Below are 23,946 nucleotides of genomic sequence, written 5' to 3' on the forward strand. Positions count from 1 at the left end.
AGTCCAGCACTTCCCGGCGTAACGTAGGAAATGTCGACTGAGTTTTGGATGACAGGCGCGTGCCGAGAGACCGAGCGCTGCGCGAGGGCCGCTCGATCTCTGCGAGGCTCGTAAATGTTCTGGGCCGAAGGCGTTCAAAGCTTGAACTGCCCGACCAAGGTCGTCATCTCCCCCACCAGGCCCGACAGTGCCTTGCTCGCAGCGCTGGTCTGCTGCGCCCCGGCCGCCGAATGGTTGGACAGTTCACGGATGTTCAGCAGGTTGCGGTCCACTTCGCGCGCAACTTGCGCCTGCTCTTCGGCGGCGCTGGCGATGACCAGGTTGCGTTCGTTGATTTCGCCAATCGCACTGTAGATACCCTCCAGCACCTGCCCCGAGGCCAGGGTCACGTCCAGGGTCGATTGCGCACGGTGGGTGCTGGCCTGCATCGACGCCACTGCCGCTTCCGTGCCGGCCTGAACGCGGCCGATCATCTGCTCGATTTCCTGGGTCGACTGTTGCGTGCGGTAGGCCAGCGTACGCACTTCATCGGCCACCACGGCAAAGCCGCGGCCCGCCTCCCCGGCACGCGCCGCTTCGATGGCGGCGTTCAGCGCCAGCAGGTTGGTTTGCTCGGAGACCGAGCGGATCACTTCCAGCACCTTGCCGATATCGCGCACCTGCCCCACCAACTGCTCCAGGTGGGTACTGCTGGTCTGGATCTCGCGGGTCATGGCCTCGGTGCCGTCGATATTGTCGCTGACCTGGCGGCGGCTTTGCGTGGCTAGCTGATTGGACTCGCTGGTGGTCTGCGAGGTGCTGATCGCATTGCGTGCAACCTCCTCCACGGCGGTGGTCATTTCGGTCACGGCAGTGGCTGCCTGTTCCAGCTCCAGCCCCTGTTGGCGCAGGTTGTTGGCGCTTTGCTCGGTTACCGCGTCCAGCGCAGTGGCGGCTTCGTCCAGTTGCCGGGCACAGCGCCCGATCTGGCCCAGGGTGTCGCGCTGGCTTTGCTGCATGCGCTGCAACTCGTGGAACAGCTGGCCGATCTCGTTACTGCCTTGTGTCTGCACTGGCACGCTCAGGTCGCCCCCGGCAATACGCTGGAAGTGCTGGCCGGCCTCACGCAGGGGGTGCAGCACTCGCTGGGCGATGAAGCCCCAGCACAGGGCTGCCAGGGCCAAGGTCAGCGCCAGCAGGCCGAGGCTGAGCAACTGCGCACGGGCCAGGCGGCGATCGGACTCGAGCATGATCTGCTGGCCACGCTGGCCCAATTCGCCAACCAGTTGCTGGCGTAGCGCCTGCAACCGGCCCATGGCGTTACCGGCGTCAACGTTGACCTTGAAATATTGCTCCAGCGAGCGCTGGCGGGTGGCCTCACGCTGCCCGGCCACCGCGGCGGCGTATTCGGCGAAGGTCGCCTGCAACTCGGTCGCCAAAGTGCGCAGGGCCGGCTCGCGGCTGTTTTCGACGAATTCGGCGACCAGCTTCTGGCTTTTTTCGTTCAACTCGAGCGACAGTGCCATGCGCTTGGCAGCACTGTCGTCGTGGCCGCCGAGTTGCTCGATGAAGCCCGACGACACGTTGGCGCTGGAACGAATGGCCATCAGCAAGGCATTGTTCAAGCGGTCCGACTGGTGCGCAGTCTGGTCCAGTTCGGTGATCTGCTGGTCACTGCCAACCGCCGCTCGCCAGGCACTGAGGGTGGAAAACAGCAGGGTCAGGCTGAACAGCGACAATACCCAGAACATTCCGGTGCGGATCTTCAAGTTGGCAAGCATGCGGGCAGTACTCCTGGTTGGCACCACTTCTGATCGATGATTCGACGGTGGGTGTGCTGCTATCGGAGCGGCGCGGCGCCGGCTTGAGGGGCTCAGGCATGCTTGTGGGCGGTAACCGAACAGATGTTGCCTGCAAGCGGGGCCTCGCCAAGCAACCCGCGCGGTGCCTGGCAGCGCATGCGTTGGCGGGCTCGGCAGGGAAAGCCTGGGTTTGCCAGCCAAGCCGCGATGCGGTTAAAGTCGAGCCCTGGCGCTGGCTGCGCCTGCGGTCCGCGCAAAGGGGTTACCCGAGCCATGCGATAACCTGTTTCCATACCAGCTCCAGGCTTGTCGGCGGACCGAGCCTCAAAGGAGTTGGCATGCCCACCATCCATGCATCCCGCCACCATGGCCTGCTCGATCTTGCCGCTTTGCGCAAACGCGCCAAGCGTTTGCTCAACGCCCTGAAGCACCACCAGGCCGACGACGCCCGGGAACAGTTGCGCACCCTTGGCCTGCCTGGCCCCCATTATCGCCTTGCCGATACCCAATGGCTGGTGGCCCGCGAAGCCGGCTTCGCCAGCTGGCCCAAGCTCAAGGCGCATGCCGATGCCGTAGCGTTCGCCGCACGCCAGCCTGGCTTCGCTGCCGATGACGAAGCCGCCGTGCAGCATTGGCGCTGCGGTAACGATATTGCCCACAGCTTGCGGGTTGCGGGGGGGTTGGCGGGAACCCTTATTCCGCCAGCACCTCCTCCAGCGCCTGCTCCAGCGCCTGCTCCAGCGTGCTGACGGTGCGCTCGATATGCTGCAGTTTTTCCAGCCCGAACAGGCCAATGCGGAAGGTCTGGAAATCTGCCGGCTCATCGCACTGCAGCGGCACCCCAGCGGCGATCTGCAGCCCGTGGTCGGCAAATTTGCTGCCGTTCTTGATGGCGGCATCATCGGTGTAGCTCACCACTACACCCGGGGCCTGGAAACCGCTGGCGGCCACGCTCTTGATGCCTTTGCCGGTCAACAGGGCGCGCACCCGCTTGCCGAGGGCCTGTTGCTCGGCCCGCAGTGCGTCGAAGCCGTAGGCGCGCATCTCGTTCATCACGCCGTTGAACCGCGCCAGCGCATCGCTGGGCATGGTCGCGTGGTAGGCATGCCCGCCCTGCTCATAAGCCTGCATGATCTGCAGCCACTTTTTCAGGTCGCAGGCAAAACTGCTGCTCTGTGTCTGCTCGATGCGTTGCAGGGCCAGGGCACTGAACATCACCAGGGCGCAGCATGGGGAAGCACTCCAGCCCTTCTGCGGCGCGCTGAGCAGCAGGTCGACGGCGCATGTGTGCATATCGACCCACACCGCGCCGGAGGCGATGCAGTCCAGCACGAACAAGCCGCCCACTGCATGCACGGCCTCACCCACCGCGCGCAGGTAATCGTCGGGCAGCATGATCCCGGATGACGTTTCGACATGCGGGGCAAAGACCACCTGCGGTTTGTGTGCTGCAATCGCCGCCAGCACTTCATCCAGCGGCGGTGGCGCATAGGCCGCCTGGCGCCCGGTTTCCACCGGCCTGGCTTTCAGCACCGTGGTAGCCGCCGGAATGTTGCCCATCTCGAGAATCTGGCTCCAGCGATAACTGAACCAGCCGTTGCGGATCACCAGGCACTGCTGGCCAGTGGCGAACTGCCGCGCCACTGCCTCCATGCCAAACGTGCCACTGCCCGGCACCACGGCCACGCCCTGGGCGTTGTACACCTGTTTCAAGGTGCCGGAGATGTTCTTCATCACGCCCTGAAATGCCTGTGACATATGGTTGAGGGAGCGGTCGGTGTACACCACCGAGTACTCGATCAAACCCTCGGGGTCGACACTGGGATAAAGCTTTGACATGGGCTGGCTCCTTTGGCAGAGACGTCATTGCCCTCGACCCCTGCCTCAAGCCCCGGCAAATGACAAGGCGCGGCCGCGGCGGCAGCTCACAAATCCGCTTGGACAATACATATGGAAATACGTATATTCGGATTTCCATATGTAAAGACCCTGCCATGATTACCCCACCTGAAGTGTTCAAATGCCTGGCCGACGAAACCCGTGCCCGCGCCACCCTGCTGATCGCCAGCCTGGGTGAACTTTGCGTCTGCGAGTTGATGTGCGCGCTGAACGACAGCCAGCCGAAGATAAGCCGCCACCTGGCCCAGCTACGCAGCAGTGGCCTGTTGCTGGACCGACGCCAGGGGCAATGGGTGTATTACCGCCTCAACCCGGACCTGCCCACTTGGGTCAACGCGGTTCTGCAGGCGACGCTACAGGCCAACGAGCAATGGTTGGCACACAACACCCAACGCCTGCAGAACATGGATGGCCGCCCTGTCCGGGGCTCTGCCTGCTGCTGATCAACAACGAGAAAGAACCCTATGCTGGTCGCCATTGCAGTCTTCGTTTTCACCCTTACCCTGGTCATCTGGCAGCCCAAAGGGCTTGGCGTTGGCTGGAGCGCCGCGCTCGGCGCGGTCATCGCCCTTGCCACAGGTGCCGTTTCGCTGCACGACATCCCGGCGGTCTGGGGCATCGTCTGGAACGCCACGTTCACGTTCATCGCCGTCATCATCATCAGCCTGCTGCTCGACGAAGCCGGCTTTTTCGAATGGGCAGCCCTGCATGTGGCGCGCTGGGCAAATGGCAGCGGCTACCGCCTGTTCGCCTTTTGCGTACTCCTCGGTGCTGCCGTGTCGGCCCTGTTCGCCAACGACGGTGCGGCGCTGATCCTCACCCCCATCGTAATGTCGATGCTGCTGGCACTGCGTTTCTCGCCGGCTGCGACGCTGGCTTTCGTCATGGCCGCCGGCTTTATCGCCGATACCGCCAGCCTGCCGCTGGTTGTCTCCAACCTGGTGAACATCGTTTCGGCCGATTACTTCGGGTTGGGCTTCGCCGAGTACGCTTCGGTGATGGTGCCGGTGAACCTGGCCAGCGTCGCCGCGACGCTGGTGGTACTGTCGTTGTACTTTCGCCGTGACATACCGCAGCACTACACCGTTGCAGCCCTGAAAACGCCCGGCGAAGCGATCCACGACCGTGCCACCTTCACGGTCGGGGGTTGGGTGTTGCTGGCATTGCTGGTGGGCCTGTTCGCCCTTGAGCCACTGGGTATCCCGATCAGTGCAGTGGCAGCCGTGTGTGCCGCCCTACTGTTCGCGGTCGCCGCGCGCGGGCAGCGCATTGCGACCCGCCGCGTGCTGCGCGAGGCCCCCTGGCAGGTGGTGATTTTCTCGCTCGGCATGTACCTGGTGGTCTACGGGCTGAAAAATGCCGGCCTGACCGACATGCTCACCCAACTGCTCGACCGCCTGGCGCAACAAGGGCTGTGGAGTGCCACCCTGGGCACCGGGTTGATCGCAGCGTTGCTGTCTTCGGTCATGAACAACATGCCCAGCGTGCTGGTCGGCGCGTTGTCGATCCAGGCGAGCGAAGCGCAAGGCCTGGTGCGCGAGGCGATGATCTACGCCAATGTGATTGGCTGCGACCTGGGCCCGAAAATCACCCCTATCGGCAGCCTGGCAACACTGCTCTGGCTGCATGTGCTGGCGCGCAAAGGCGTGCGTATAACCTGGGGTTACTACTTCAAGGTCGGCATTTTGCTGACCCTGCCCGTGCTGTTGATCACCCTTTCGGCTTTGGCACTGCGCCTTAGCCTCTGATAGTCCGCCAGCAAGCGGAGGAGCCCCCATGCGAGTTCTGTTCATGTGCACGGCCAACAGCTGCCGCAGCATCCTTTCCGAGGCCGTGTTCAATCACCTGGCGCCTGACGGCTTTGAAGCCGTCAGTGCCGGCAGTTTTCCCAAGGGCCAGGTGTTGCCTCGCAGCCTGGCCACCCTGCAGCAGGCCGGGATTTCGACCCAGGGCCTGAGCAGCAAGGGTAACGAGGCATTCGAGGGGTGCCCGCCCGACATCGTGGTCACCGTGTGCGACAAGGCCGCCGGCGAAGCCTGCCCGGTGTACTTCGGCACGGCACTGAAGGCGCACTGGGGCCTGAAGGACCCGTCCGATGTAGAGGGCGATGCAGCGACCGTCGACGCGGCTTTCCACGCCACGTTGGCGCGGATAACAGCCCGTTGCGAAGCATTCTTCGCCCTGCCCTTCGACACGCTGCAACGCGATCAGCTCCAGCAAGCGCTGGCTCGCATCGGTACGCTTTAAGCATCACGGGCAGGAGGTCGCCGCTACAGGCCTGAACCCCTGCCACCAACCCTCACGCTTTTGCGGCCGGTCGCAAGCGGAAGCTGACACCCATGCGGTTGAACGCGTTCATCGCGGCAATGGCCGCGGTGAGCTCGACCAGGTCTTTTTCTGTGAACGCGGCCGACGCGGCGGCGTAGGCCTCATCCGATACATGCGTCTCACTGACCCGGGTCACTTCCTCTGCCCAGGCCAGGGCCGAGCGCTCCTGCGCCGAGAACAGGTAGTGCGCTTCATGCCAGACCGGCACCAACAGCAGTTTATCCACCGACATGCCGGTCTTGAGCAGATCACGCGAATGCAGGTCAATACAGTGCGCACAACCGTTGAGTTGAGACACCCGCAGAAAAACCAGATGAATCAAGGGTGCCGGTAGATCGGTCTGCGTTGCCACGAACTGATGCAACCCAGTGAGGGCTTTGGCGGCCCCAGGCGATGCGGTAAACCAGTTCAGGCGACTCATGCGTGTTGCCCCTGCGGTAGCGGCTTGGAAGAAGCGGCGAAGAACGCCTGCACTTCAGCCTGTGCAGTGGCCCTGGCCGCTTGCAGAAACTCCGCCCCTCTGGCGGTGCCCTCGAGGGTGAAGTAATTGACCTGCTTTAGGCCAATCGTGGCAAGTACGGCGGACAGGTATGGCCGGAGAAAGTCGGGTTGGCGGGCATTCGGCCCGCTGATGTAGCCCCCGGAGGCTACGGCCACATAAACCGGCCGATCCACCACCGTGCCCACCTTGCCTGCCGCGGTGCTCAGGAACGTGATGCCGACCCGTACCACGTGATCGATCCAGGCCTTGAGCGGTGCTGGCACGCTGTAGTTATGCATTGGCGTGGCAATCAGCAGCAGGTCGCAGGCCTGCAACTGGCCAATCAGTTCGTCGGAACGGTTCAATGTGCCGTCTTGCGCTACGGCTTCAGGCCCTTCCGGGTTGGCCAGGGCCTGGGCATATCCGGCGTCGACGGGCGCCAGGTCATTGAGGTCGAAATCGGTGACCTGGATACCGCGTCTGCCAGCCTGCACGGCCAAGCCGAGCAGAATGTGCTGGGACAGTTTGAAGCTTTCTGATGCCTGACCGTTCGGGCTGGCGATCAGGCGAAGAATGCGCAAAGGCGCCCTGGGCTGCTCTGACGACGTCATGAAGTTACCTCGATGAGAGACGTGCTGCCGCTCAAGGCGCAGCGAACTGTTTTTGGAAGCGCGTGGCACTGTTGTGCAGGCCTTCACGGGAATAGAAGTGTTGGGCGCGGGTATTGGCCAACCCGGTATCGAGCACGAGGCGCGCACACCCCGTGGCCTGGGCCAACCGCTGCAAGGCAGCCAGCAATCGTGCGCCCCACTGCTGGCCACGCTGCGTTTCGGCGGTGACCAGGTCGTCCACATACAGGAACCGCCCGTAGACCAGGTTTTCCTGAAGGCGGTAACCTGCCAGCGCCACGAGTTGGCCTGAGTCGAAGCCCCCGAGCAGCCGATAGCCTTCAGCGCGCATACGCTGGACGCGGCCGATGAAGTCGGCCTCGCCAGCCAGGTGCGGGCGCAGTTGCTGCATGACCGGGAGCGCGAGATGCAGGTCATTCTCGCCGTCCAGATGGCGCAAGTCCGAATCTGCCAGGTCAAGCTCGCGCGGTACTGAGGGGGTCGGGGTGAACGTCATGGTGGCAAAGCTCGCTCGATGGGTGACGGGGCTATGATGAACCACGTTCAACCCATTTGAATGAGCCAAGAAAGGGTATATGAACTAGGCCATGATGACCTTTTCTTCTCCATCCTTCGCACCGCTCGGTGAGCGCTCCGCCGCGCCGCTCTACCGGCAACTCTACAACCGTGTGCTCGCCGCGATAGCAGCAGACACCTTGGCGCCGGGTGACCGCTTGCCGTCTGCGCGGGCCATGGCCAAGGAGCTGGGGGTGGCACGTGGCACCGTCGAGCTTGCCTATTCGTTGCTCACCAGTGAGGGCTACCTGCTGGCCCTTAAGCAGAAAGGCACCGTGGTCAACCCTGAGCTGCGCCCGCCCGCAGCCGCGGCGACAGTACAGCCCCCGGCCAGTGATGGTCCCGAGGACACGGACGCCCTGCAGCGCCCGCCACAGCTTTTGCCATTTCAACTGGGCTTGCCAGCGATGGATGCCTTCCCGCGCAAGATCTGGGCGCGCCTGGGTGCTCGCTACCTGCGCGGGATGCAGCCGGGTGACCTGGACTACCCGCCGCCCCTCGGGCTGCCAGCACTGCGCAGCGCGATTGCCTCGTACCTGCAGATGTCGCGCGGCATCGCTTGCACGGCCCAGCAGGTGTTCATCACCAGCGGTTGGCGCAGCAGCCTGTCGCTGGTGGCGCAGACGTTGTTGCGCAACGGCGAGCGTGCCTGGGTTGAAGACCCGGGTTATCCGGTCACGCGCCAGGTACTGCGCCAATTCGGGCTTGAACTGGAGGGGGTGGCAGTGGATGCCGAGGGCATGAATGTCGAGCAGGCTATCGCCAACGCCAGGGCGGCGCAGGTCGCCATGGTCACACCGGGCCATCAGAGCCCCCTGTCCATGGCCTTGTCGCTGCCGCGACGGCAACTGCTGCTGGACTGGGCCGCCAGCACCGGGGCCTGGATCGTGGAGGACGACTACGACAGCGAGTACCGCTATGTCAGCCGCCCGCTCCCGCCGCTTGCCAGCCTGGATCGCCATGGGCGGGTGCTGTATGCGGGCACCTTCAGCAAATTGCTGTTCCCCGGTATCCGCCTGGCCTACCTGGTGGTGCCCCTGGCTCAGGTTGCAGCCTTCGAGCGGGTCGCCCACGCACTGTTTTCCGGCGGTTCACCCTCGATGACCCAGGCCCTGGTGGCGCAGTTCATTGCCGAGGGCCATTTCACCCGTCATATCCAACGCATGCGCCGGCTCTACAACGAACGCCGGGCCTTGACCCTCGGCGCACTGGAGCGGAGTTTGCCCAAAGGTTGGCATGTCGAGCGGTCCCCAGGCGGCATGCACTTGCTGCTGCGCCTGCCGCAGGGGGTAAGCGACACCCTCCTGGCGGAGCAATTGCTGGCCAAGGGGTTCGCGGTGCAGGCCCTGTCGCCCTGGCATCTGGCGCTTCCCCGCCGTTCAGGGCTGCTGCTGAGCTTCACCAATTGCGCCAGCGCTGCCCAGGGCGAGCAGCTCGGCGCATTGATCAGCGAGAAGCTAAGCCACTCGCCGCGGCCCCTCGCACCGGCTGCAAATCTTCTGGCAAACAACCGTGAGCCCTGATGCGTTCTGTGGGCAGGGCTAGCTCGCCGACGAAGACGCTCAGGCGGAAGATCACTTACAGCCCGAGCTCGCTCAGCCCAGGGTGGTCATCCGGGCGGCGGCCCAATGGCCAGTGGAACTTGCGCTCGCTTTCCTTGATAGGCATATCGTTAACGCAGGCGAAGCGACGGTGCATCAGGCCATCCGCTTCGAATTCCCAGTTCTCGTTACCGTAGGAGCGGAACCAGTTACCGGAATCATCATGCCACTCGTAGGCGTAACGCACGGCGATGCGGTTATCGGTAAACGCCCAGAGCTCTTTGATCAGGCGATAATCCAGCTCTTTTTTCCACTTGCGGGCCAGGAAACCTTTCGCTTCTTCGCGGTTGGTGGCGAACTCAACGCGGTTACGCCATTGGGTATCCAGCGTATAGGCGTGCGAGACTTTCTCCGCGTCGCGGCTGTTCCAGCCATCTTCAGCGAGTCGAACTTTCTCGATGGCTGTTTCACGGGTAAAAGGTGGAAGTGGCGGCCGAGTTTGGGCATTGGACATGATCATGACTCCAGTCGAGTTGGGCAGCAAAGTGTGATTACAACTTCAGGCATTCAAACGTCAGGGCGCAAACTCTTTCAGCAAAAGTTGCGCAACTTCCATGGCATCATCAGCAGCGTGATAATCCCCCATGACACGCGCCGTGGTGATCGCGCCCTCGATCAGGACAAACAACTGCCTGGCCAAGACCAACGGTTGCCGAACATTCAATTGCTCAGCCAGTTCAAGCGTGTAGTCCAGGAGTTTCTGCTTGTGCAACTTGGCGATCTGGCGAATGGGATCTTCAGGGTCCCCGACCTCGCCTGCCGTGTTGATGAATGCACAACCGCGAAAACCATCCGACTCGAACCAGCCTTTCAACACAGTGAACATGCTCAGTATGCGAGCGTGGGGCGTGGCTGCTTTATCGCATTCAGTCCTGAACCACTGCATCCAGCGTACGTCGCGGGCACCCAAGGCCGCAGCGGCAATATCATCTTTGGTGGCGAAGTGGTTGTAGATGCCCTTTCTCGACACGCCCGAAGTTTTCACCAGTAAATCCATGCCCGTTGCATGAATCCCGTTTTCGTAGATGAGTTTCTCGGCGGTCGCCAAGATCTGGTCTTTGTGATCTATCGTTGGTCTGCTCATGGGGCCAATGTAGAACGATCGTTCTCTCCGGTCAAGCACCTTTCGGTGATTTATGTTTTCAGGGCAGCGGGGCACTGACGCAAAGCTCCGGGCAATCCCCCCGCGATTGCAGACATCAGCAATCAGCCTGTCAGGGCGATATCCAACAGCCAGCCCAGGCCACCGCTGCCGAGTACAACCAGCCACGGCGGCAATTTCCAGAACATCAAGGCAACCAGCGCCACAAGGGCCAGACCAACGTCATGTGGGGCGCGAATCGCGCTCGTCCATACGGGCTGATACAAGGCGGCAAGCAATAGCCCTACCACTGCCGCATTGATGCCCAGCAGTGCCGCTTGGGTGCCGCTGTTGCGCAACAGCCGCTGCCAGAACGGCAAGACACCCACAACGAGCAGGAACGCAGGCGCGAAAATCGCCACCAGGCAGATCAGGCCCCCCACCCAGCCGCTGGGCGCCTGGTTCATCGAGGCGCCAAGGTAGGCTGCGAAGGTGAAAAGCGGCCCTGGTACGGCTTGAGCCACGCCATAGCCAGCCAGGAATGCGTCTTTGTCGACCCACCCAGATGGCACGACTTGCGCCTCCAATAGCGGTAGCACCACATGCCCGCCACCGAAGACCAGCGAGCCGGAACGATAGAAAGCGTCCAGCATCGACAGCATCTGACCGGGGAACAACGTTGCCAGGAGCGGCAGGCCCAGCAGCAAGGTCAAGAACAAGGCGAGCCAGCATAAGCCTGCGCGACGGCGAATGCTGATGGGCAGTGAATCATGGCATGCCCCTGGCTGGGGCTTGAACAGCAATAGACCGATGAGTGCGGCAACGCCAATGACGCCCACTTGCCCTAAAGCGGACGGCAGCAGCAGCACGAAACAAGTGGCTGCCGCCATGATGGCCATACGCGGTGCATCGGTGCACGCATTACGCGCCATACCCCATACCGCCTGTGCGACTACCGCCACCGCTACCACCTTCAAACCATGCAACACGCCGGTGGGCACCGCATCGCCATAGCTGGCCAGGCCCTGAGCGAAGAGGATCAAGGCAATCGCCGACGGTAGGGTGAAGCCCATCCAGGCAACCAGTGCACCGCCATAGCCCAAGCGGCTCAGCCCAAGCGTGATGCCGACCTGACTGCTTGCAGGCCCGGGCAGAAACTGGCAAAGGGCGACCAAATCCGCATAACTGCGCTCGCTTAGCCATTGTCGACGCACAACGAATTCATCCCGGAAATAAGCCAAGTGTGCGACGGGGCCGCCAAACGAAGTCAGGCCCAATCGCAAAAAAATCAGGAAAACAGCCCAGTGGCTACGGTCGGCCTGGAGGGTATCGCTCATATTCGTTTGATCCATGACTGGCGATTGCGCCAAACGATAATCCAAAATCCGAACGCCACAGCATGAACCTGGCATTGCGACCTAATGAAGCAGATGCCACTGAACCTTACGGGTCACCGCCCGGCCGGGCAACGGGGATGGCGCCGGGCCCTAGACCTCTCAACCGCGCAACGCCCGCGCCAACACGTCCCAGATTCTGTCATCTGCACATTGGGCCACGTTGAAACGCAGGAAATCACCGGCAGTACCGGCTTGGCTGAATGCATTGCCAGGGGCCAGTACCACGCCTTCGCTCAAGCAGGCCTTGGCCAGCGTGGCGGCATCTTTCCCGTGGGGCAACTGGCACCACACGTACATGCCTGCCTGGGGCGTTATCCAAGGCTCGATGCCCAGGGCGCGCAGCCTGGCGACCGTTGTGGTCATTGCCTGGGCCAGGCGCTGGCGAACACCCTCCATGTGTTTGCGGTAGCCACTGTCGGTAATGGCCTGGTAAATGATGTCTGCACCAAGGCGGCCACCGCCGAAGGTGGTGGCAATCTTCAGATCGACCAGGCTCTCGATCCATTCACCACGCGCAGCAATGTAGCCGCAGCGAATGGAGGCGGAGATGGTCTTGGAAAAGCTGCCGATCTGGATGACCCGCGAAAGCCCGTCGAAGGCCGCCAGGCGAGGCGCCGGCGTGGCCTCGAAATCCGCGAAAATCTCGTCCTCCACGATCACCAGGCTGGAGCTGTCGGCCAACTTCAGCAGCCGGTGTGCCGTGACCGGCGACAGGCTGGCGCCGGTCGGGTTGTGAATGCCGGCATTGGTGATGTACAACCGTGGCGCATGCTCACGCAAGGCAGCACCGAACGCCTCGATGTCCGGGCCTACCGCCGTGTAGGGCACACTGACGATGTTCACCCTGTGCGCCTTGAGCAGGGCGTGGAAATTGAAATAGCACGGGTCGTCGACCAGCACCGTGTCACCCGGCTGCAGCAGAAAGCGGCAAATCAGGTCAATGGCGTGGGTGCCGGACTCGGTGAGCATGATGTGGTCTGCCGGGGCTTCGATCCCGGTCCCCGCCAAACGCCGCGACAAGAACTGCCTGAGCGGCGGATGCCCAAGCGGTGAGGCGTAGTCGGTCAGCTTCACGGTGTCGGAACGCGCCAGGGTGCGCAACGCTTTGCGCATGCCCGCCTCGTACATCCAGGCGGCAGGCAGCCAACCACACCCCGGTTTCATCGCGTCGCTGGCAGTTTCCAAGGACTGGCGCGAGATCCACAACGGGTCCACTTCCCGGTCGAGCCTGGGCGCCAGTTCGGTCAGCACCAATGGCGCGACCGGCCCGGCGACGTAAAAGCCGGAGCCCGGGCGGGAATTGAGCAGCCCCTCGGCCATCAACCGTTCATAGGCTTCCAGCACGGTAGACACCGACAACTGCAGGGCCCGCGCCATGGCCCGCACCGAGGGGATTCTGGCACCAGGGGTATAGGTTCGCGAGGCTATCCGCGATTTTATTTCGCCCATCACCGCATCAATCCGCGTTCCGTTCCGGCTCATCACACCCTCGACTGTACTGGTTTCATAGGCATAACAGTTCGGTTCAACTGTACTGGATTGTACATGGCCTTCCTCGTGTTGTCGGTGCTGTACTGGGGCCTGAATGAACGAAGGGTATGGCCATGGAAAAAACAACAAGCGGGTGGATCAATGGGTTTATCGGCGTCGCCATCTTTGCCGGCTCTTTACCGGCAACACGGGTGGCTGTGGCGGCTTTCGAGCCCACCTTCCTGACCTGCGCCAGGGCGTCCATCGCCGGCCTGCTGGGTGCGCTTGTACTGATCTTGCTGAGGCAGCCTCGCCCGCAACGCGCTGACTTGCTGCCGTTGGCCGTGACCGCACTGGGCGTGGTGATCGGGTTTCCGCTACTGACGGCATTGGCCCTGCAGCACATCAGTTCTGCCCACTCCATCGTGTTCGTGGGGCTTTTACCCCTGTGCACCGCCGGGTTTGCCGTACTGCGTGGCGGGGAGCGGCCGCGGCCGTTGTTCTGGCTGTTCTCGTTTGCAGGTGCCGGGCTGGTCGCAGGCTACGCATTGTTCAATGGCGCCGAAGCGTCGGCAAGCGGTGACCTGCTGATGTTGGCGGCGGTGCTGGTTTGCGGGTTGGGTTATGCCGAGGGCGCGCGCCTTTCCAGAAGGCTGGGGGGCTGGCAGGTGATCAGCTGGGCCTTGATCGTGGCGCTGCCGCTGATGCTGCTGCTGACCATCGCCAACCTGCCAACCGCGGATGTGTTGGCCGGGGCAGGCGCGCCTGCATGGTTCAGCTTTGGCTACGTGTCCCTGTTCAGCATGCTGATCGGCTTCGTGTTCTGGTACCGGGGGCTGGTGCAGGGTGGCATTGCGGCCGTGGGCCAACTGCAACTGCTGCAACCCTTCATGGGGCTTGGCCTGGCAGCCTTGTTGCTGCACGAACACGTCAGCTGGATGATGCTGGTGGTCACGCTGGGGGCGGTGATATGTGTCGCCGGGGCAAGGAAGTACGCCCACTAGCCGAACCGGCTCAGCGAGGGCCGGCCTGGTCCTTGAGCCATTGCAGCACGGTACCAAGCGCCTTGGGTTGCTGCAGCTTGCGTGGCCATACCAGGTAGAACGACTTGTCGAGCCGCAATTCATGGTCGAACACCTGGCTCAGCCTGCCAGCGGCGATGTCCTCGTTGACAAAGGCCAGGCTGGCCAAGGCAATGCCCTGCCCGCTGAGGGCGGCGTCGATAGCCAGCGAGGTCTGGTTGAAGCGCAGATTCCGGGCGCTGGGTTGACCGTGCTGGGGGAACAACTCGGCCAGGAACCTGGGCCAGAAATCGTGGGCGTCGTGCAGCATGACGAACGCTTGCAATTGCGCGAAGCTAGTAGGCGCGTGGGCCCCCTTGAACAGGGCCGGGCGGGCTACCGCGACAATCCGCTGCTCCATCAACCGTTCACTGTTCAGCCCCGCGCCGACGTCCGGGTTGCCATAGCGCACGGCAACATCCACGCTGTCAGTGCCGAAGTGCGACAACCGATCGGTCGCCAACACCCGCAAATCGATGTCTGGGTGGCGCTGGGCAAACGCGCCGAGCCGGGGTATCAGCCATTTCGAGGCAAAGGTCGGGGTCACGCTGACCGTCAGGTGGGCAGCCTGTGGCCGGAGCAGGCGCGTCGCCTCATCGATCATGGCCAGGGCGTTGCGGATGCTGGCGCTGTAGCCCAGGCCCGCATCGGTCAGCGCCAGGCCGCGGGGCAGGCGCTCGAACAGGCGCAGGCCAAGGCTCGCTTCCAGCCCGCGTACCTGTTGCGCAACAGCGGCCTGGGTCACGCCCAGCTCCTCGGCCGCCAGCCGGAAGTTCAGGTGGCGAGCGACCACTTCAAAAACACGTAGCGCGTTAAGCGAGGGCAACGCTGGGAAACCGTCTGGCATGGCTGTGGCAAGGCTACCGGGTCGAGGGGGGCGTGATGCCTTCTGACACAGCCCCCAGGTCGAAAACCTGGACGCTGTGAAGGCGCATGGGGCCGATGCTACTCCCCGTGCCCCCGTGAAGATACCCTGGCTCAGGCGCCGAGTGCGGCCAGCACCTCTTGCAGCTTGCCCCGGGTCGCCGCCGTGCACGCCTGCATAGGGGCGCGCACCTCATCGCCAATCAGGTTCTGCAACATCAATGCCGCCTTGACCACAGCCGGGTTGGGCTCGGCAAAGGCCATTTTCAGCCATGGCAGCAGTTGGTAGAAAGTGCCGCGCGCGGCCGCCCAGTCACCTGCGTCCACCTGGCGCAGCATGCGCACGTAAAGGTCCGCCCGCACATGCGCCGAAGCCGAAATGGCCCCCGCGCCCCCCAGGCACAGGTTGTTGAAGATCTGCAGGTCTTCACCGGCCAGCACTTGGGCGTTACCGTCCTGGATCAGCGCCAGGGTGGTTTCCAGGTCGCCACTGCAGTCCTTGACCGCAGCAATGCGCGGGTGGCGCACGATACGCCGCAGGGTTTCCTGCTCGATGCGTACGCCGGTACGGTAAGGTATGTCGTAGACGATCACCGGCACGCGGGCTGCATCGGCGACGGTGTGGAAGAAGGCTTCGATACCCGCTTGCGAAGGGCGGATATAGCACGGTGCGGGAACCAGCAGCCCGCCCAGCGGCCGCTGCTGGACCTGCGCCTGGAAGGCCAGCAGTTCATCCAGGTTGTAACCCGACAACCCCATCACCACCCTGCCCGGCTCAACCCAGCCCAGCACGGCATCCAGCACCGCCAGTTGCTCGGCCTTGGACAGCGCCGCAGCCTCGCCCGTAGTACCGCACACCACAAAACCGGCCACGCCCTCTTCGAGCAAATGCTTCACCAGCTTTTCCAGCCCGGCGAAGTCGATTTCATTCGCGCATATGGGCGTGACGAGGGCGATCCAGATACCACGGAAATTCGACATGCAAAAACTCCTGATGTTGACCGAAAGTCAGCGTCAGCAGGGCGAAGAGTGGAGGGAGTCGGGCGGGGTTGCCTGGCGCCTTCTGTCTCGTCAGCCCACCTGACGAGACAGCGCGCCTCGGTCAGATGAGCGGCTGTTTCTTGGATTTCTTGGCAACGGCAACGCACGCACCAGCCTGGGCATTGAAGCCCGAAGCGAAGATGGCGTGGTTGGTCATGGACATGCTGGCAAGCCCGTTGCGTGGAGATGGCTGGATAATGGGAGGGGAAGCAGACACCTGTCAAGCCCGCCGGCTTGATCGAATGTGCGCCGCAGGTGTCTATTGGCAGGCGGATTGCGCCCAGTGCTGTATGGTTACCGGTTACGCAAAAGCAGATGCCCGGAGACAAGCATGCTTCGTATTTTTGAGCGCAGGCTCGACCCCTTCCCGCCCGACGAGGTGCCGCCGCCGCCCATGGGGCTGTTGCGCTTCATGTGGGCCTGTACGCGCGGCGCCCGTGGTTACATCCTGGTGCTGGCATTGCTCAGTGCCGGGGTATCGGTCTATGAGGCCTGGCTGTTCGCCTTCCTTGGCCAGGTAGTGGACCTGCTGGCCGCCTGGCAGGCGGGCAGCACCGTCAGCCCCGAGGAAAGCCGCGTGCTGTGGGGCATCGGTATCGTGCTGGTGGTCAGCGTCGGGCTGGTGGCCTTGCGCACCATGGTTCAGCACCAGGTGCTGGCAATCAATTTGCCGCTACGGTTGCGTTGGGACTTCCATCGGCTGATGCTGCGCCAGAGCTTGTCGTTCTTCTCCGACGAATTTTCTGGCCGGGTCACCACCAAGGTGATGCAGACAGCACTGGCAGTACGCGACGTGTTGTTCACCCTTATCGAGATCCTGCCCGGGATCGGCGTGTACTTCATCGCGATCATCGCCCTGGCCGGTGGTTTTGCCCTGAAACTGATGCTGCCCTTCATTGCCTGGGTGCTGTTGTTCGGCCTGGCCATGCTCTATTTCGTCCCCCGCCTGGGCAAGGTCGGGCAGGAACAGGCCAACGCCCGCTCGTCGATGACCGGGCGGGTTTCCGACGCCTACACCAACATCACCACGGTGAAACTGTTCTCACATTCAAACCGTGAAGCGCATTTCGCGCGTGCCGCCATGGAGGATTTCAAGCAGACCGGCTTTCGCCAGATGCGCCTGGTCAGCCTGTTCGAAATCGTCAACCAGGCGCTGGTCGTGGCCTTGATCATGGGCGCCGGCGGTTATGCACTGTGGCTGTGGCACCAGGGCGAGGTCGGCGCCGGTGCGGTAGCCGCGATCACTGCCATGGCCCTGCGGATCAACGGCATGTCGCACTGGATCATGTGGGAGATCACTTCGCTGTTCGAGAACATCGGTACCGTACAGGACGGCATGGGCACCCTGACCCGCGGCCCCAAGGTGCAGGATGCAGCGGATGCGACCACGCTGGTGAGCAAAGGCGGCGCGGTCAGTTTTGACCAGGTCAGTTTCAACTACAACGGCGAGCGCCAGGTGCTCAACGACTTGACCCTGCACATACGCCCCGGCGAGAAAGTCGGCCTGGTGGGGCGCTCGGGTGCCGGTAAGTCCACCTTGATCAACCTGTTGCTGCGCTTCTATGACGTGGACCAAGGTGAAATCCGCATCGACGGGCAGAACATCGCCAAGGTCACCCAGGACAGCCTGCGCAGTGCGATCGGCATGGTCACCCAGGACACCTCACTGCTACACCGCTCGATTCGCGACAACATTGCCTATGGCCGCCCGGATGCGACCGACGCGCAGATCCGCGCCGCCGCCGCCAATGCCCAGGCCGACGGGTTCATCGACCAGCTCAGCGACCGCCAGGGCAACAGTGGTTACGACACGTTGGTGGGCGAGCGCGGCATCAAGCTGTCTGGTGGTCAGCGCCAGCGCATTGCCATTGCCCGGGTGATGTTGAAGAACGCACCCATCCTGCTGCTGGACGAAGCCACCAGTGCGCTGGACTCGGAGGTGGAAGTGGCGATTCAGGAGAGCCTGGATGAAATGATGCAGGGTAAGACGGTCATCGCCATTGCCCACCGCTTGTCGACGATCGCGGCCATGGACCGGCTGATCGTGATGGATGAGGGCCGCATCATCGAGCAAGGCACGCATGCCGAACTGCTGGCCAAGCAAGGGGCCTACGCCCGGCTGTGGCAGCACCAGAGTGGCGGCTTTCTGGGCGAAGACCAAGTTATGGCCGACGCCCTGTAGACCCGGCGGCCTGCGGTGCTGGGCTCAACCCAGCACCGGCCGCAACAATGCCTGGGCCTCGTACAGGGCCGGTAGATAGCGCAAGCGGATTTCATCCATGCTCAAGCGTGAGGCGTGGGTGGTAATGGTCAGCGTCGCCTGCAACTGGCCGGCGCGGTCCAGCAACGGCACACCCAGCACGCGCATGCCGATTTCATATTCCTGGTCGACAATGCAGAACCCTTGCGCCTTCACCCGCTGCAGCTCGGCCTGCAGCAGCACAGGGTCAGTCTGGGTATACGGCGTCAACGCCTGCAGCGCGTTGCGCGCAAAGTATTCAGCCTGCGCGCCCTCCCCCAGCCAGGCCAGCCACACCCGCCCCCCGGCCGTGCAATACATCGGCACCCGCGAACCTGGCCGGATCGATAACGACGCCACATGGCTGTAGCGGCTGCGCACCAGGTGAATGATTTCGTCCCCATCGCGGGTGCCTACCGACACATGCTCCTGGGTCTGCCGCGCTACCTGCTCAATGATCGGCCGCAGCATGCGCGGCAATTGCGCCGAGTCGACATAGGCCTGCCCAAGGCGCAAGGCCTTGGGCGTAAGCCAGTACTCACGGCTGTCGGTCTGGGCGAAGCCCTCATGCACCAAGGTCAGCAGAAAACGCCGCGCAGCGCTGGGGGTGAGACCTGACAGGCGGGCGGCTTGCGGCACACTGAGGCGCGGCTGCTAGGCACTGAACACCTGCATCAGGGCCAGGCCCTTTTGCAGGCCGGCGATAAGGTCGCGGGGATGAATGACGGGGGTGGGCATGCCTTACCTCAGTGCTGGAAGCTAATCGGGCCGATCAATGCGATAACCGGAGCATGGCTGCGATTATCGCATCAACTTGCCGCCAAGCGCATTGTTGTCTGCGTTTGACTACCTCAACCTTGGCGCCACAACAACGCCAATAATGAGGTCAGCATGATTCGTGGTTCCACTGAACTGGTCGCCATCGTCGGTGCCCCCATCGCCCAGGTGAAGTCCCCGGAAAACTTCAACACCTGGTTCGCCAACCACCACCGCGATGTCGCCATGCTGCCCATCGACTTGCACGGGGCAGCGCTGGACAGCTTTGTCGGTGCCCTGCGCGGTTGGCAAAACCTGCGCGGTTGCGTGGTCACCGTGCCGTACAAGCAGGCCCTGGCCAAGCGCCTGGATGCCCTGAGCGAACGCGCTGCGGCCTTGGGCTCGGTCAATGTGGTGCGCCGCGAGCGCGACGGCCGTTTGCTGGGTGACAACGTTGACGGCGCCGGCTTTCTCGGGGCTGCGCGCAAGCACGGCTTCCTCCCTGCGGGCAAGCGTGCATTGGTGATTGGCTGTGGTGGTGTCGGCAGCGCCATCGCCTATGCCTTGGGCGAGGCCGGCATCGCCAGTATTACCCTCAGCGACCCCAGCAGCGAGCGCCTGGGCGCACTGTGCGACCTGCTTGGCACTGCCTTCCCCGGGCTCACGGTCCACACCGCGTTCAATGGGCTCGAAGGCTTCGACCTGCTGGCCAATGCCTCTCCGGTAGGCATGGGCAGCCGTGCCGAGTTGCCATTGTCCGCCGCCTTGCTGGCCACCTTGCTGCCCGAAACCCTGGTAGCCGACGTGGTCACTGCGCCCGAAATCACCCCGCTGCTCAACCGCGCCCGCCAGGTTGGCTGCAAGATCCAGACAGGGCCGGAAATGGCCTTTGCCCAACTCGGCCATTTGGGCGCCTTCATGGGCGTGACGCCGCTGGAGATCTGAAGCCATGGCGACTCATGAAGCAGCTTCACATAGCTACGACCTGGTTGTGCTGGGCAGTGGCGCCGGCGGCTTTGCCACCGCCGTTACGGCCGCCTACCGTGGGCTGAAAGTGCTGGTGGTGGAGAAGGCCGGGCACTTCGGTGGCACTTCGGCCATTTCTGGCGGCGCCGTGTGGCTATACGGCACCGACCAGGCGCGCGTGGCGGGGGCCGAAGACTCCCCCGAGGCCATGCGCACCTACCTCAAACACGTGATTGGTGAAGGCTACGACGCAGCCCTGGCCGACGCCTTTATCGAGCAAGGTCACCAGGCGCTGCGCTGGCTGGAGCAACACACCGAATTGCGCTATTCCCTGCGCCCGCACTCGCCGGATTACTACCCGCACGCCCCCGGTGCCACCGAGTTTGGGCGCGCGCTGGAAATGGTCGAATACGACGGCAGGCGACTCGGTGCACATTTCAAAGCGCTGCAGATGCCACCGCCGGGCATGCTGCTGTTCGGCGGCATGATGGTCAACCGCGTGGACATCCAGCACTTTCTCAGCATGCGCCGCTCGCCCCGGTCACTGTGGCACTGCCTGAAGCTGTTGGCCCGCTATGGGCGGGACAGGCTGCAGCACCCGCGCGGCACGCGGCTCACGACCGGCAACGCACTGGTCGCCCGGCTCGCCACCAGCGCCTTCGCCCATGGCACGCAACTGTGGTTGAACAGCGAAGCCGTGGAGCTGATCACCGAGCGCGGCAGGGTCACCGGCGTGGTGGTACAGCGTGACGGGCGCTGCGAACGGGTAATGGCCCGTGGCGGCGTGGTGTGCGCCATGGGTGGGTTCGCCGCTGGCGCGCTGGCCGCCAGCTACCGCCCAGCGCAAGCGGGCGCGCACCTGAGCATGTCACCGCCGAGCAACGACGGTGCCGCACTGCGCCTTGGCCAGGCAGTGGCCGCCGCGGTTGGCGACGGCCTGGCGGCGAACTTCTTCTGGGCACCGGTTTCCGAACTGCGCCATGCCGACGGTCGCCACGAACGTTTCCCGCACCTGGTGACCGACCGCGCCAAACCGGGCGTGATTGCGGTAGACGCCAGCGGCCGGCGCTTCGTCAACGAATCCGACTCATACCACCATTTCGTGCAGACCATGTTCGCCAAAGGCATCAGCAGTTGCTGGCTGGTCTGTGATGGCCAGGCGATGCACCGCTACGGCCTGGGCCTGGCGCGGCCCAGCCCCGTGAACAACCAGGCGCTGGTCGACGCCGGCTACCTGTACCGGGCGACCACAGCGCAAGCCCTGGCCGAGGCCATCGGTGTGGATCCGGAGGGGCTTGCCCGCACCCTCGAGCAGTTCAACCGTGATGCCGCCACGGGCACCGACCGTGCGTTCGGCAAAGGCGGCAACAGCTACAACCGCTACATGGGCGACCCGCAGCACCAACCCAACCCCTGCCTGGCGCCGCTTACCCGCGCGCCGTTCTATGCCATCCGCCTCCACACCGGCGACCTCGGTTCGGCCTGCGGCCTGGTCACCAACACCGATGCCAATGTACTGAACCGCAACGGTCAGCCCATCGCCGGGTTGTACGCGGTTGGCAACGACATGAACTCACTGATGAAAGGCACCTACCCCGGGCCCGGCATCACCCTGGGCCCTGCCCTGACGTTCGGCTGGCTCGCTGCCAACCACATCGCTGCGCGCCTGCAGGCGCCCAGCACCCCCATGGAGACCCCAGCATGTACTACGAACTGAGAACCTACACCCTCGACCCCCTGAAAATGGCCGACTGGCTCGCGCTGTACCAGAGCCACGCGCTGGAGGTGCAAAGCGAACATTTGGGCAACCTGGTGGGCTTTTTCACCAGCGAGTTCGGCGACGTCAACCAGGTGGTGCATATCTGGGGCTATAGCAGCCTGGACGAGCGCATGGCGCGCCGGGCGGCCATGGCGGCGGACCCACGCTGGGCGGAATTCTCGCGGCGCAACCGGGAGCTGGGGGCAGTCGTGCGCCTGCACTCACGGTTGATGCGGCCAACCGGTTTTTCGCCCTTGCAGTAAACCCTGCACACCCCTTCTCACCGCCCTTACGGAACAACGCCATGCAACCTCTGCAATGCGACGTATTGGTCATCGGCGCTGGTGCCGCTGGCCTGGCGGCCGCCGTGACTGCCGCGCACCATGGCCAGCAGGTAATCATCGCCGACAAGGCCACCCACCTGGGTGGCACCAGCGCCTGGTCGGGCGGCTGGCTGTGGATACCCCGCAACCCGCTGGCAGTTGCCGAGGGCATCGTCGAGGCAGGCGACGCCCCGGAGCGCTACCTGCGCGCGCAAACCCATGTCAGTGAACTGGATCCGCGCCAACTGGCGTTTCTGCACCACGGCCCGGAAATGGTGGCGTTTTTCCAGCGGCACACTGCCGTGCAGTTTCAAAGCGGCAGCCGCATGCCCGACATGCACGCAGGTGACGGCAGTGCGCACGGCGGCCGCTCGCTGTGCGCACTGCCCTACGACGGGCGCCGGCTGGGGCCTTGGCTGCACAAGCTGCGCCCGCCGCTGGACATCGTCAGCCTGGCCGGCATGGGCATTGCCGGGGGCGCCGACATGGCCGCCTTCTTCAACGCCACCCGCTCGCCCAAGGCGGCCATGCATGTCGGCAGGCGGCTGCTGCGCCATGGCCGCGATCTGCTGCTGCACCGTCGCGGCCAGCAGCTGGTCAATGGCAACGCGCTGGTGGCACGCCTGCTGCGCAGTGCGCTCGATCTGGGCGTGACCGTGCTGACCGGCAAAGCGGCCACGCGCCTGCTGGGCTCAGGCCGGGTCGGCGGCGCACAGTTTGCCGACGGCCAGGTGATTCACGCGCGCCGTGGCGTGGTGCTGGCTTGCGGGGGCTTTCCGCATGATCGTCAGCGTATTGCGCAACTGGTGCCGCATGCGCCGCAGGGTCACCAGCATTATTCTGCCGCGCCCCGGGAAAACACCGGGGACGGCTTGCGCCTGGGCGAACAGGCCGGTGGCCAGGTACATAGCTGCGGTGACCATGCCGGGGCTTGGGCACCGGTGTCGCAGGTGCCACGCCGCGATGGCAGTCATGGCCACTTTCCACACCTGGTCGACCGCGCCAAACCCGGTTTCATTGCGGTACGCAGCGATGGCCGGCGCTTCGCCAACGAGGCCGATTGCTACCACGACTTCATGAATGCATTGTTCGCCGCCACCCCCCAGGGCGAGCCGGCGCAGGCCTGGCTGATCTGCGACCATGCCGCGCAACGGCGCTATGGCATTGGCTGGGCCAAACCCTTTCCGTTCCCCACCCGCATCTACCAACGCTGTGGCTACTTGCACAAGGGCGACAGCCTGGCCCAGCTGGCACAGCGCTGTGGCATCGATGCGGCGCAGTTGCAGTGCACGGTGGCGGCGTTCAACCAGCATGCGGCCCAGGGCCTGGACCCCGTTTACGGCCGCGGCGCGTCAGCCTATAACCGCGCCCAAGGGGAACCGTTGCACGGGCCCAACCCCTCGCTACGGCCCCTGCTGAACGGGCCGTTCTACGCGGTCAAGCTGTTGCCCGGCAGCCTTGGCACTTTTGCCGGCCTGGCGACAGACGCGGCGGCCCGGGTGCTGAACGATCAGGCGCAGCCTATTCCCGGGCTGTATGCGGTGGGCAACGATATGCACAGCGTGATGGGCGGGCACTACCCGAGCGGCGGTATTACCCTGGGGCCGGGCATGACCTTTGGCTATATCGCTGGCATGGCGTTGAGCAGTTCCGGGGCGGGTTTGCCCGACCTGCTGCATCCCTTGCCAGCGCCATTCAACGCTGCCTAAAGCCGC

21 protein-coding genes and 2 pseudogenes are annotated in these 23,946 nt (G+C 63.8%); 11 read left to right on the top strand and 12 right to left on the bottom strand.

The features are described from left to right. Positions 1–134: 134 nt before the first annotated feature. Positions 135–1,760 carry a methyl-accepting chemotaxis protein gene (locus EGJ22_RS02295; protein WP_029885764.1) on the bottom strand — a complete coding sequence of 542 codons (1,626 nt, stop codon included), beginning with the start codon at positions 1,758–1,760 and terminating at the stop codon, positions 135–137. Between the two features lie 359 nt (positions 1,761–2,119). Between EGJ22_RS02295 and EGJ22_RS02300 the strand changes: the two are divergent. Further along, positions 2,120–2,518, top strand: a pseudogene (locus tag EGJ22_RS02300) (hypothetical protein); the annotation flags it as partial. Here the strand turns inward: EGJ22_RS02300 and EGJ22_RS02305 are convergent. Next, entirely contained in the window at positions 2,475–3,620 is a 1,146-nt protein-coding gene (locus tag EGJ22_RS02305; protein ID WP_125920114.1) for an aminotransferase class V-fold PLP-dependent enzyme, read from the bottom strand. The pseudogene EGJ22_RS02300 and the gene EGJ22_RS02305 sit on opposite strands and share 44 nt — an antisense overlap. Before the next feature lie 155 nt (positions 3,621–3,775). Here EGJ22_RS02305 and EGJ22_RS02310 point away from each other — a divergent pair, with 155 nt between their 5' ends. Genes EGJ22_RS02310 through EGJ22_RS02320 form a run of 3 tightly spaced genes read left to right on the top strand, consistent with a single transcriptional unit; the run spans position 3,776 to position 5,927 of the window. Continuing rightward, positions 3,776–4,123: a metalloregulator ArsR/SmtB family transcription factor gene (locus EGJ22_RS02310; protein WP_029885761.1), complete on the top strand. Its 348-nt coding sequence runs from the start codon at positions 3,776–3,778 to the stop codon at positions 4,121–4,123. Between the two features lie 21 nt (positions 4,124–4,144). After that, positions 4,145–5,428 (top strand): arsenic transporter, encoded by a 1,284-nt coding sequence (locus tag EGJ22_RS02315; RefSeq protein WP_029885760.1) that lies wholly within the window; start codon positions 4,145–4,147, stop codon positions 5,426–5,428. 28 nt (positions 5,429–5,456) lie between these two features. Further along, on the top strand, positions 5,457–5,927 hold the full coding sequence (locus EGJ22_RS02320; RefSeq protein WP_029885759.1) for an arsenate reductase ArsC: 471 nt from the start codon (positions 5,457–5,459) through the stop codon (positions 5,925–5,927). Positions 5,928–5,979: 52 nt separating this feature from the next. Here EGJ22_RS02320 and EGJ22_RS02325 read toward each other — a convergent pair whose 3' ends face one another. The 3 genes from EGJ22_RS02325 to EGJ22_RS02335 are packed head-to-tail and all read right to left on the bottom strand — an operon-like array spanning position 5,980 to position 7,614. Then, the gene (locus EGJ22_RS02325; protein WP_029885758.1) at positions 5,980–6,429 is read right to left on the bottom strand and encodes a carboxymuconolactone decarboxylase family protein; all 450 of its coding nucleotides are present in this window, start codon (positions 6,427–6,429) and stop codon (positions 5,980–5,982) included. After that, a complete protein-coding gene (locus EGJ22_RS02330; RefSeq protein ID WP_029885757.1) occupies positions 6,426–7,100 on the bottom strand; it encodes an FMN-dependent NADH-azoreductase in 675 nt (224 codons plus the stop codon). The genes EGJ22_RS02325 and EGJ22_RS02330 overlap by 4 nt, the downstream gene beginning before the upstream one ends. 31 nt (positions 7,101–7,131) lie before the next feature. Then, complete coding sequence (locus EGJ22_RS02335; protein WP_029885756.1) at positions 7,132–7,614, bottom strand: GNAT family N-acetyltransferase; 483 nt, start codon at positions 7,612–7,614, stop codon at positions 7,132–7,134. Between the two features lie 91 nt (positions 7,615–7,705). Between EGJ22_RS02335 and EGJ22_RS02340 the strand changes: the two genes are divergently transcribed. Further along, positions 7,706–9,196 (top strand): PLP-dependent aminotransferase family protein, encoded by a 1,491-nt coding sequence (locus tag EGJ22_RS02340; RefSeq protein WP_050492190.1) that lies wholly within the window; start codon positions 7,706–7,708, stop codon positions 9,194–9,196. 55 nt (positions 9,197–9,251) lie between these two features. Here EGJ22_RS02340 and EGJ22_RS02345 read toward each other — a convergent pair whose 3' ends face one another. The 4 genes from EGJ22_RS02345 to EGJ22_RS02360 form a co-directional block, all read right to left on the bottom strand. After that, entirely contained in the window at positions 9,252–9,728 is a 477-nt protein-coding gene (locus tag EGJ22_RS02345; RefSeq protein WP_029885754.1) for a nuclear transport factor 2 family protein, read from the bottom strand. Positions 9,729–9,788: 60 nt separating this feature from the next. Then, positions 9,789–10,358, bottom strand: a complete 570-nt coding sequence (locus tag EGJ22_RS02350) for a TetR/AcrR family transcriptional regulator (protein WP_029885753.1) — start codon at positions 10,356–10,358, stop codon at positions 9,789–9,791. 122 nt (positions 10,359–10,480) lie between these two features. After that, positions 10,481–11,692, bottom strand: a complete 1,212-nt coding sequence (gene chrA / locus EGJ22_RS02355; protein WP_029885752.1) for a chromate efflux transporter — start codon at positions 11,690–11,692, stop codon at positions 10,481–10,483. 159 nt (positions 11,693–11,851) lie between these two features. Further along, positions 11,852–13,234: a PLP-dependent aminotransferase family protein gene (locus EGJ22_RS02360; RefSeq protein WP_029885751.1), complete on the bottom strand. Its 1,383-nt coding sequence runs from the start codon at positions 13,232–13,234 to the stop codon at positions 11,852–11,854. A 122-nt stretch (positions 13,235–13,356) separates the two neighbouring features. On the opposite strand from EGJ22_RS02360, the gene EGJ22_RS02365 reads away from it, so the two are divergent. After that, a complete protein-coding gene (locus EGJ22_RS02365; RefSeq protein WP_029885750.1) occupies positions 13,357–14,226 on the top strand; it encodes a DMT family transporter in 870 nt (289 codons plus the stop codon). A gap of 10 nt (positions 14,227–14,236) precedes the next feature. Here EGJ22_RS02365 and EGJ22_RS02370 read toward each other — a convergent pair whose 3' ends face one another. Both EGJ22_RS02370 and dapA read right to left on the bottom strand, forming a co-directional pair. Further along, positions 14,237–15,130 carry a LysR substrate-binding domain-containing protein gene (locus tag EGJ22_RS02370; protein WP_029885749.1) on the bottom strand — a complete coding sequence of 298 codons (894 nt, stop codon included), beginning with the start codon at positions 15,128–15,130 and terminating at the stop codon, positions 14,237–14,239. Between the two features lie 131 nt (positions 15,131–15,261). Then, on the bottom strand, positions 15,262–16,128 hold the full coding sequence (dapA, locus tag EGJ22_RS02375) for a 4-hydroxy-tetrahydrodipicolinate synthase (RefSeq protein WP_029885748.1): 867 nt from the start codon (positions 16,126–16,128) through the stop codon (positions 15,262–15,264). Positions 16,129–16,519: 391 nt separating this feature from the next. Here dapA and EGJ22_RS02380 point away from each other — a divergent pair, with 391 nt between their 5' ends. Further along, positions 16,520–18,370, top strand: coding sequence for an ABC transporter ATP-binding protein (locus tag EGJ22_RS02380; RefSeq protein ID WP_029885747.1), 1,851 nt, complete (start codon positions 16,520–16,522; stop codon positions 18,368–18,370). A gap of 24 nt (positions 18,371–18,394) precedes the next feature. On the opposite strand, the pseudogene EGJ22_RS02385 reads toward EGJ22_RS02380, so the two are convergent. After that, positions 18,395–19,165 (bottom strand): annotated as a pseudogene (locus EGJ22_RS02385) (IclR family transcriptional regulator C-terminal domain-containing protein). Positions 19,166–19,318: 153 nt separating this feature from the next. Between EGJ22_RS02385 and EGJ22_RS02390 the strand changes: the two are divergent. From EGJ22_RS02390 to EGJ22_RS02405, 4 genes are read left to right on the top strand one after another with little or no spacing between them, the layout of a single operon-like run. Beyond that, complete coding sequence (locus EGJ22_RS02390; RefSeq protein WP_029887306.1) at positions 19,319–20,128, top strand: shikimate dehydrogenase; 810 nt, start codon at positions 19,319–19,321, stop codon at positions 20,126–20,128. Positions 20,129–20,132: 4 nt separating this feature from the next. Then, the gene (locus tag EGJ22_RS02395) at positions 20,133–21,866 is read left to right on the top strand and encodes an FAD-dependent oxidoreductase (protein ID WP_029887307.1); all 1,734 of its coding nucleotides are present in this window, start codon (positions 20,133–20,135) and stop codon (positions 21,864–21,866) included. Next, positions 21,851–22,171, top strand: coding sequence for an NIPSNAP family protein (locus EGJ22_RS02400; RefSeq protein WP_029887308.1), 321 nt, complete (start codon positions 21,851–21,853; stop codon positions 22,169–22,171). Before EGJ22_RS02395 ends, EGJ22_RS02400 begins: the two co-directional genes overlap by 16 nt. A 41-nt stretch (positions 22,172–22,212) precedes the next feature. After that, entirely contained in the window at positions 22,213–23,940 is a 1,728-nt protein-coding gene (locus EGJ22_RS02405) for an FAD-dependent oxidoreductase (protein WP_050492241.1), read from the top strand. Positions 23,941–23,946: the final 6 nt, after the last annotated feature.

Origin of the sequence: Pseudomonas sp. p99-361, from assembly GCF_003935475.1 — a bacterium.
Classification (GTDB): Bacteria; Pseudomonadota; Gammaproteobacteria; order Pseudomonadales; family Pseudomonadaceae; genus Aquipseudomonas; species Aquipseudomonas juntendi.

What these genes read in the sequence shown, in the direction of transcription:
- EGJ22_RS02295 (WP_029885764.1), bottom strand. Translation starts at nt 1,760, where the DNA reads ATGCTTGCCAACTTGAAGATCCGCACCGGAATGTTCTGGGTATTGTCG.
- EGJ22_RS02305 (WP_125920114.1), bottom strand. Translation starts at nt 3,620, where the DNA reads ATGTCAAAGCTTTATCCCAGTGTCGACCCCGAGGGTTTGATCGAGTAC.
- EGJ22_RS02310 (WP_029885761.1), top strand. Translation starts at nt 3,776, where the DNA reads ATGATTACCCCACCTGAAGTGTTCAAATGCCTGGCCGACGAAACCCGT.
- EGJ22_RS02315 (WP_029885760.1), top strand. Translation starts at nt 4,145, where the DNA reads ATGCTGGTCGCCATTGCAGTCTTCGTTTTCACCCTTACCCTGGTCATC.
- EGJ22_RS02320 (WP_029885759.1), top strand. Translation starts at nt 5,457, where the DNA reads ATGCGAGTTCTGTTCATGTGCACGGCCAACAGCTGCCGCAGCATCCTT.
- EGJ22_RS02325 (WP_029885758.1), bottom strand. Translation starts at nt 6,429, where the DNA reads ATGAGTCGCCTGAACTGGTTTACCGCATCGCCTGGGGCCGCCAAAGCC.
- EGJ22_RS02330 (WP_029885757.1), bottom strand. Translation starts at nt 7,100, where the DNA reads ATGACGTCGTCAGAGCAGCCCAGGGCGCCTTTGCGCATTCTTCGCCTG.
- EGJ22_RS02335 (WP_029885756.1), bottom strand. Translation starts at nt 7,614, where the DNA reads ATGACGTTCACCCCGACCCCCTCAGTACCGCGCGAGCTTGACCTGGCA.
- EGJ22_RS02340 (WP_050492190.1), top strand. Translation starts at nt 7,706, where the DNA reads ATGATGACCTTTTCTTCTCCATCCTTCGCACCGCTCGGTGAGCGCTCC.
- EGJ22_RS02345 (WP_029885754.1), bottom strand. Translation starts at nt 9,728, where the DNA reads ATGTCCAATGCCCAAACTCGGCCGCCACTTCCACCTTTTACCCGTGAA.
- EGJ22_RS02350 (WP_029885753.1), bottom strand. Translation starts at nt 10,358, where the DNA reads ATGAGCAGACCAACGATAGATCACAAAGACCAGATCTTGGCGACCGCC.
- chrA (WP_029885752.1), bottom strand. Translation starts at nt 11,692, where the DNA reads ATGAGCGATACCCTCCAGGCCGACCGTAGCCACTGGGCTGTTTTCCTG.
- EGJ22_RS02360 (WP_029885751.1), bottom strand. Translation starts at nt 13,234, where the DNA reads ATGAGCCGGAACGGAACGCGGATTGATGCGGTGATGGGCGAAATAAAA.
- EGJ22_RS02365 (WP_029885750.1), top strand. Translation starts at nt 13,357, where the DNA reads ATGGAAAAAACAACAAGCGGGTGGATCAATGGGTTTATCGGCGTCGCC.
- EGJ22_RS02370 (WP_029885749.1), bottom strand. Translation starts at nt 15,130, where the DNA reads ATGCCAGACGGTTTCCCAGCGTTGCCCTCGCTTAACGCGCTACGTGTT.
- dapA (WP_029885748.1), bottom strand. Translation starts at nt 16,128, where the DNA reads ATGTCGAATTTCCGTGGTATCTGGATCGCCCTCGTCACGCCCATATGC.
- EGJ22_RS02380 (WP_029885747.1), top strand. Translation starts at nt 16,520, where the DNA reads ATGCTTCGTATTTTTGAGCGCAGGCTCGACCCCTTCCCGCCCGACGAG.
- EGJ22_RS02390 (WP_029887306.1), top strand. Translation starts at nt 19,319, where the DNA reads ATGATTCGTGGTTCCACTGAACTGGTCGCCATCGTCGGTGCCCCCATC.
- EGJ22_RS02395 (WP_029887307.1), top strand. Translation starts at nt 20,133, where the DNA reads ATGGCGACTCATGAAGCAGCTTCACATAGCTACGACCTGGTTGTGCTG.
- EGJ22_RS02400 (WP_029887308.1), top strand. Translation starts at nt 21,851, where the DNA reads ATGTACTACGAACTGAGAACCTACACCCTCGACCCCCTGAAAATGGCC.
- EGJ22_RS02405 (WP_050492241.1), top strand. Translation starts at nt 22,213, where the DNA reads ATGCAACCTCTGCAATGCGACGTATTGGTCATCGGCGCTGGTGCCGCT.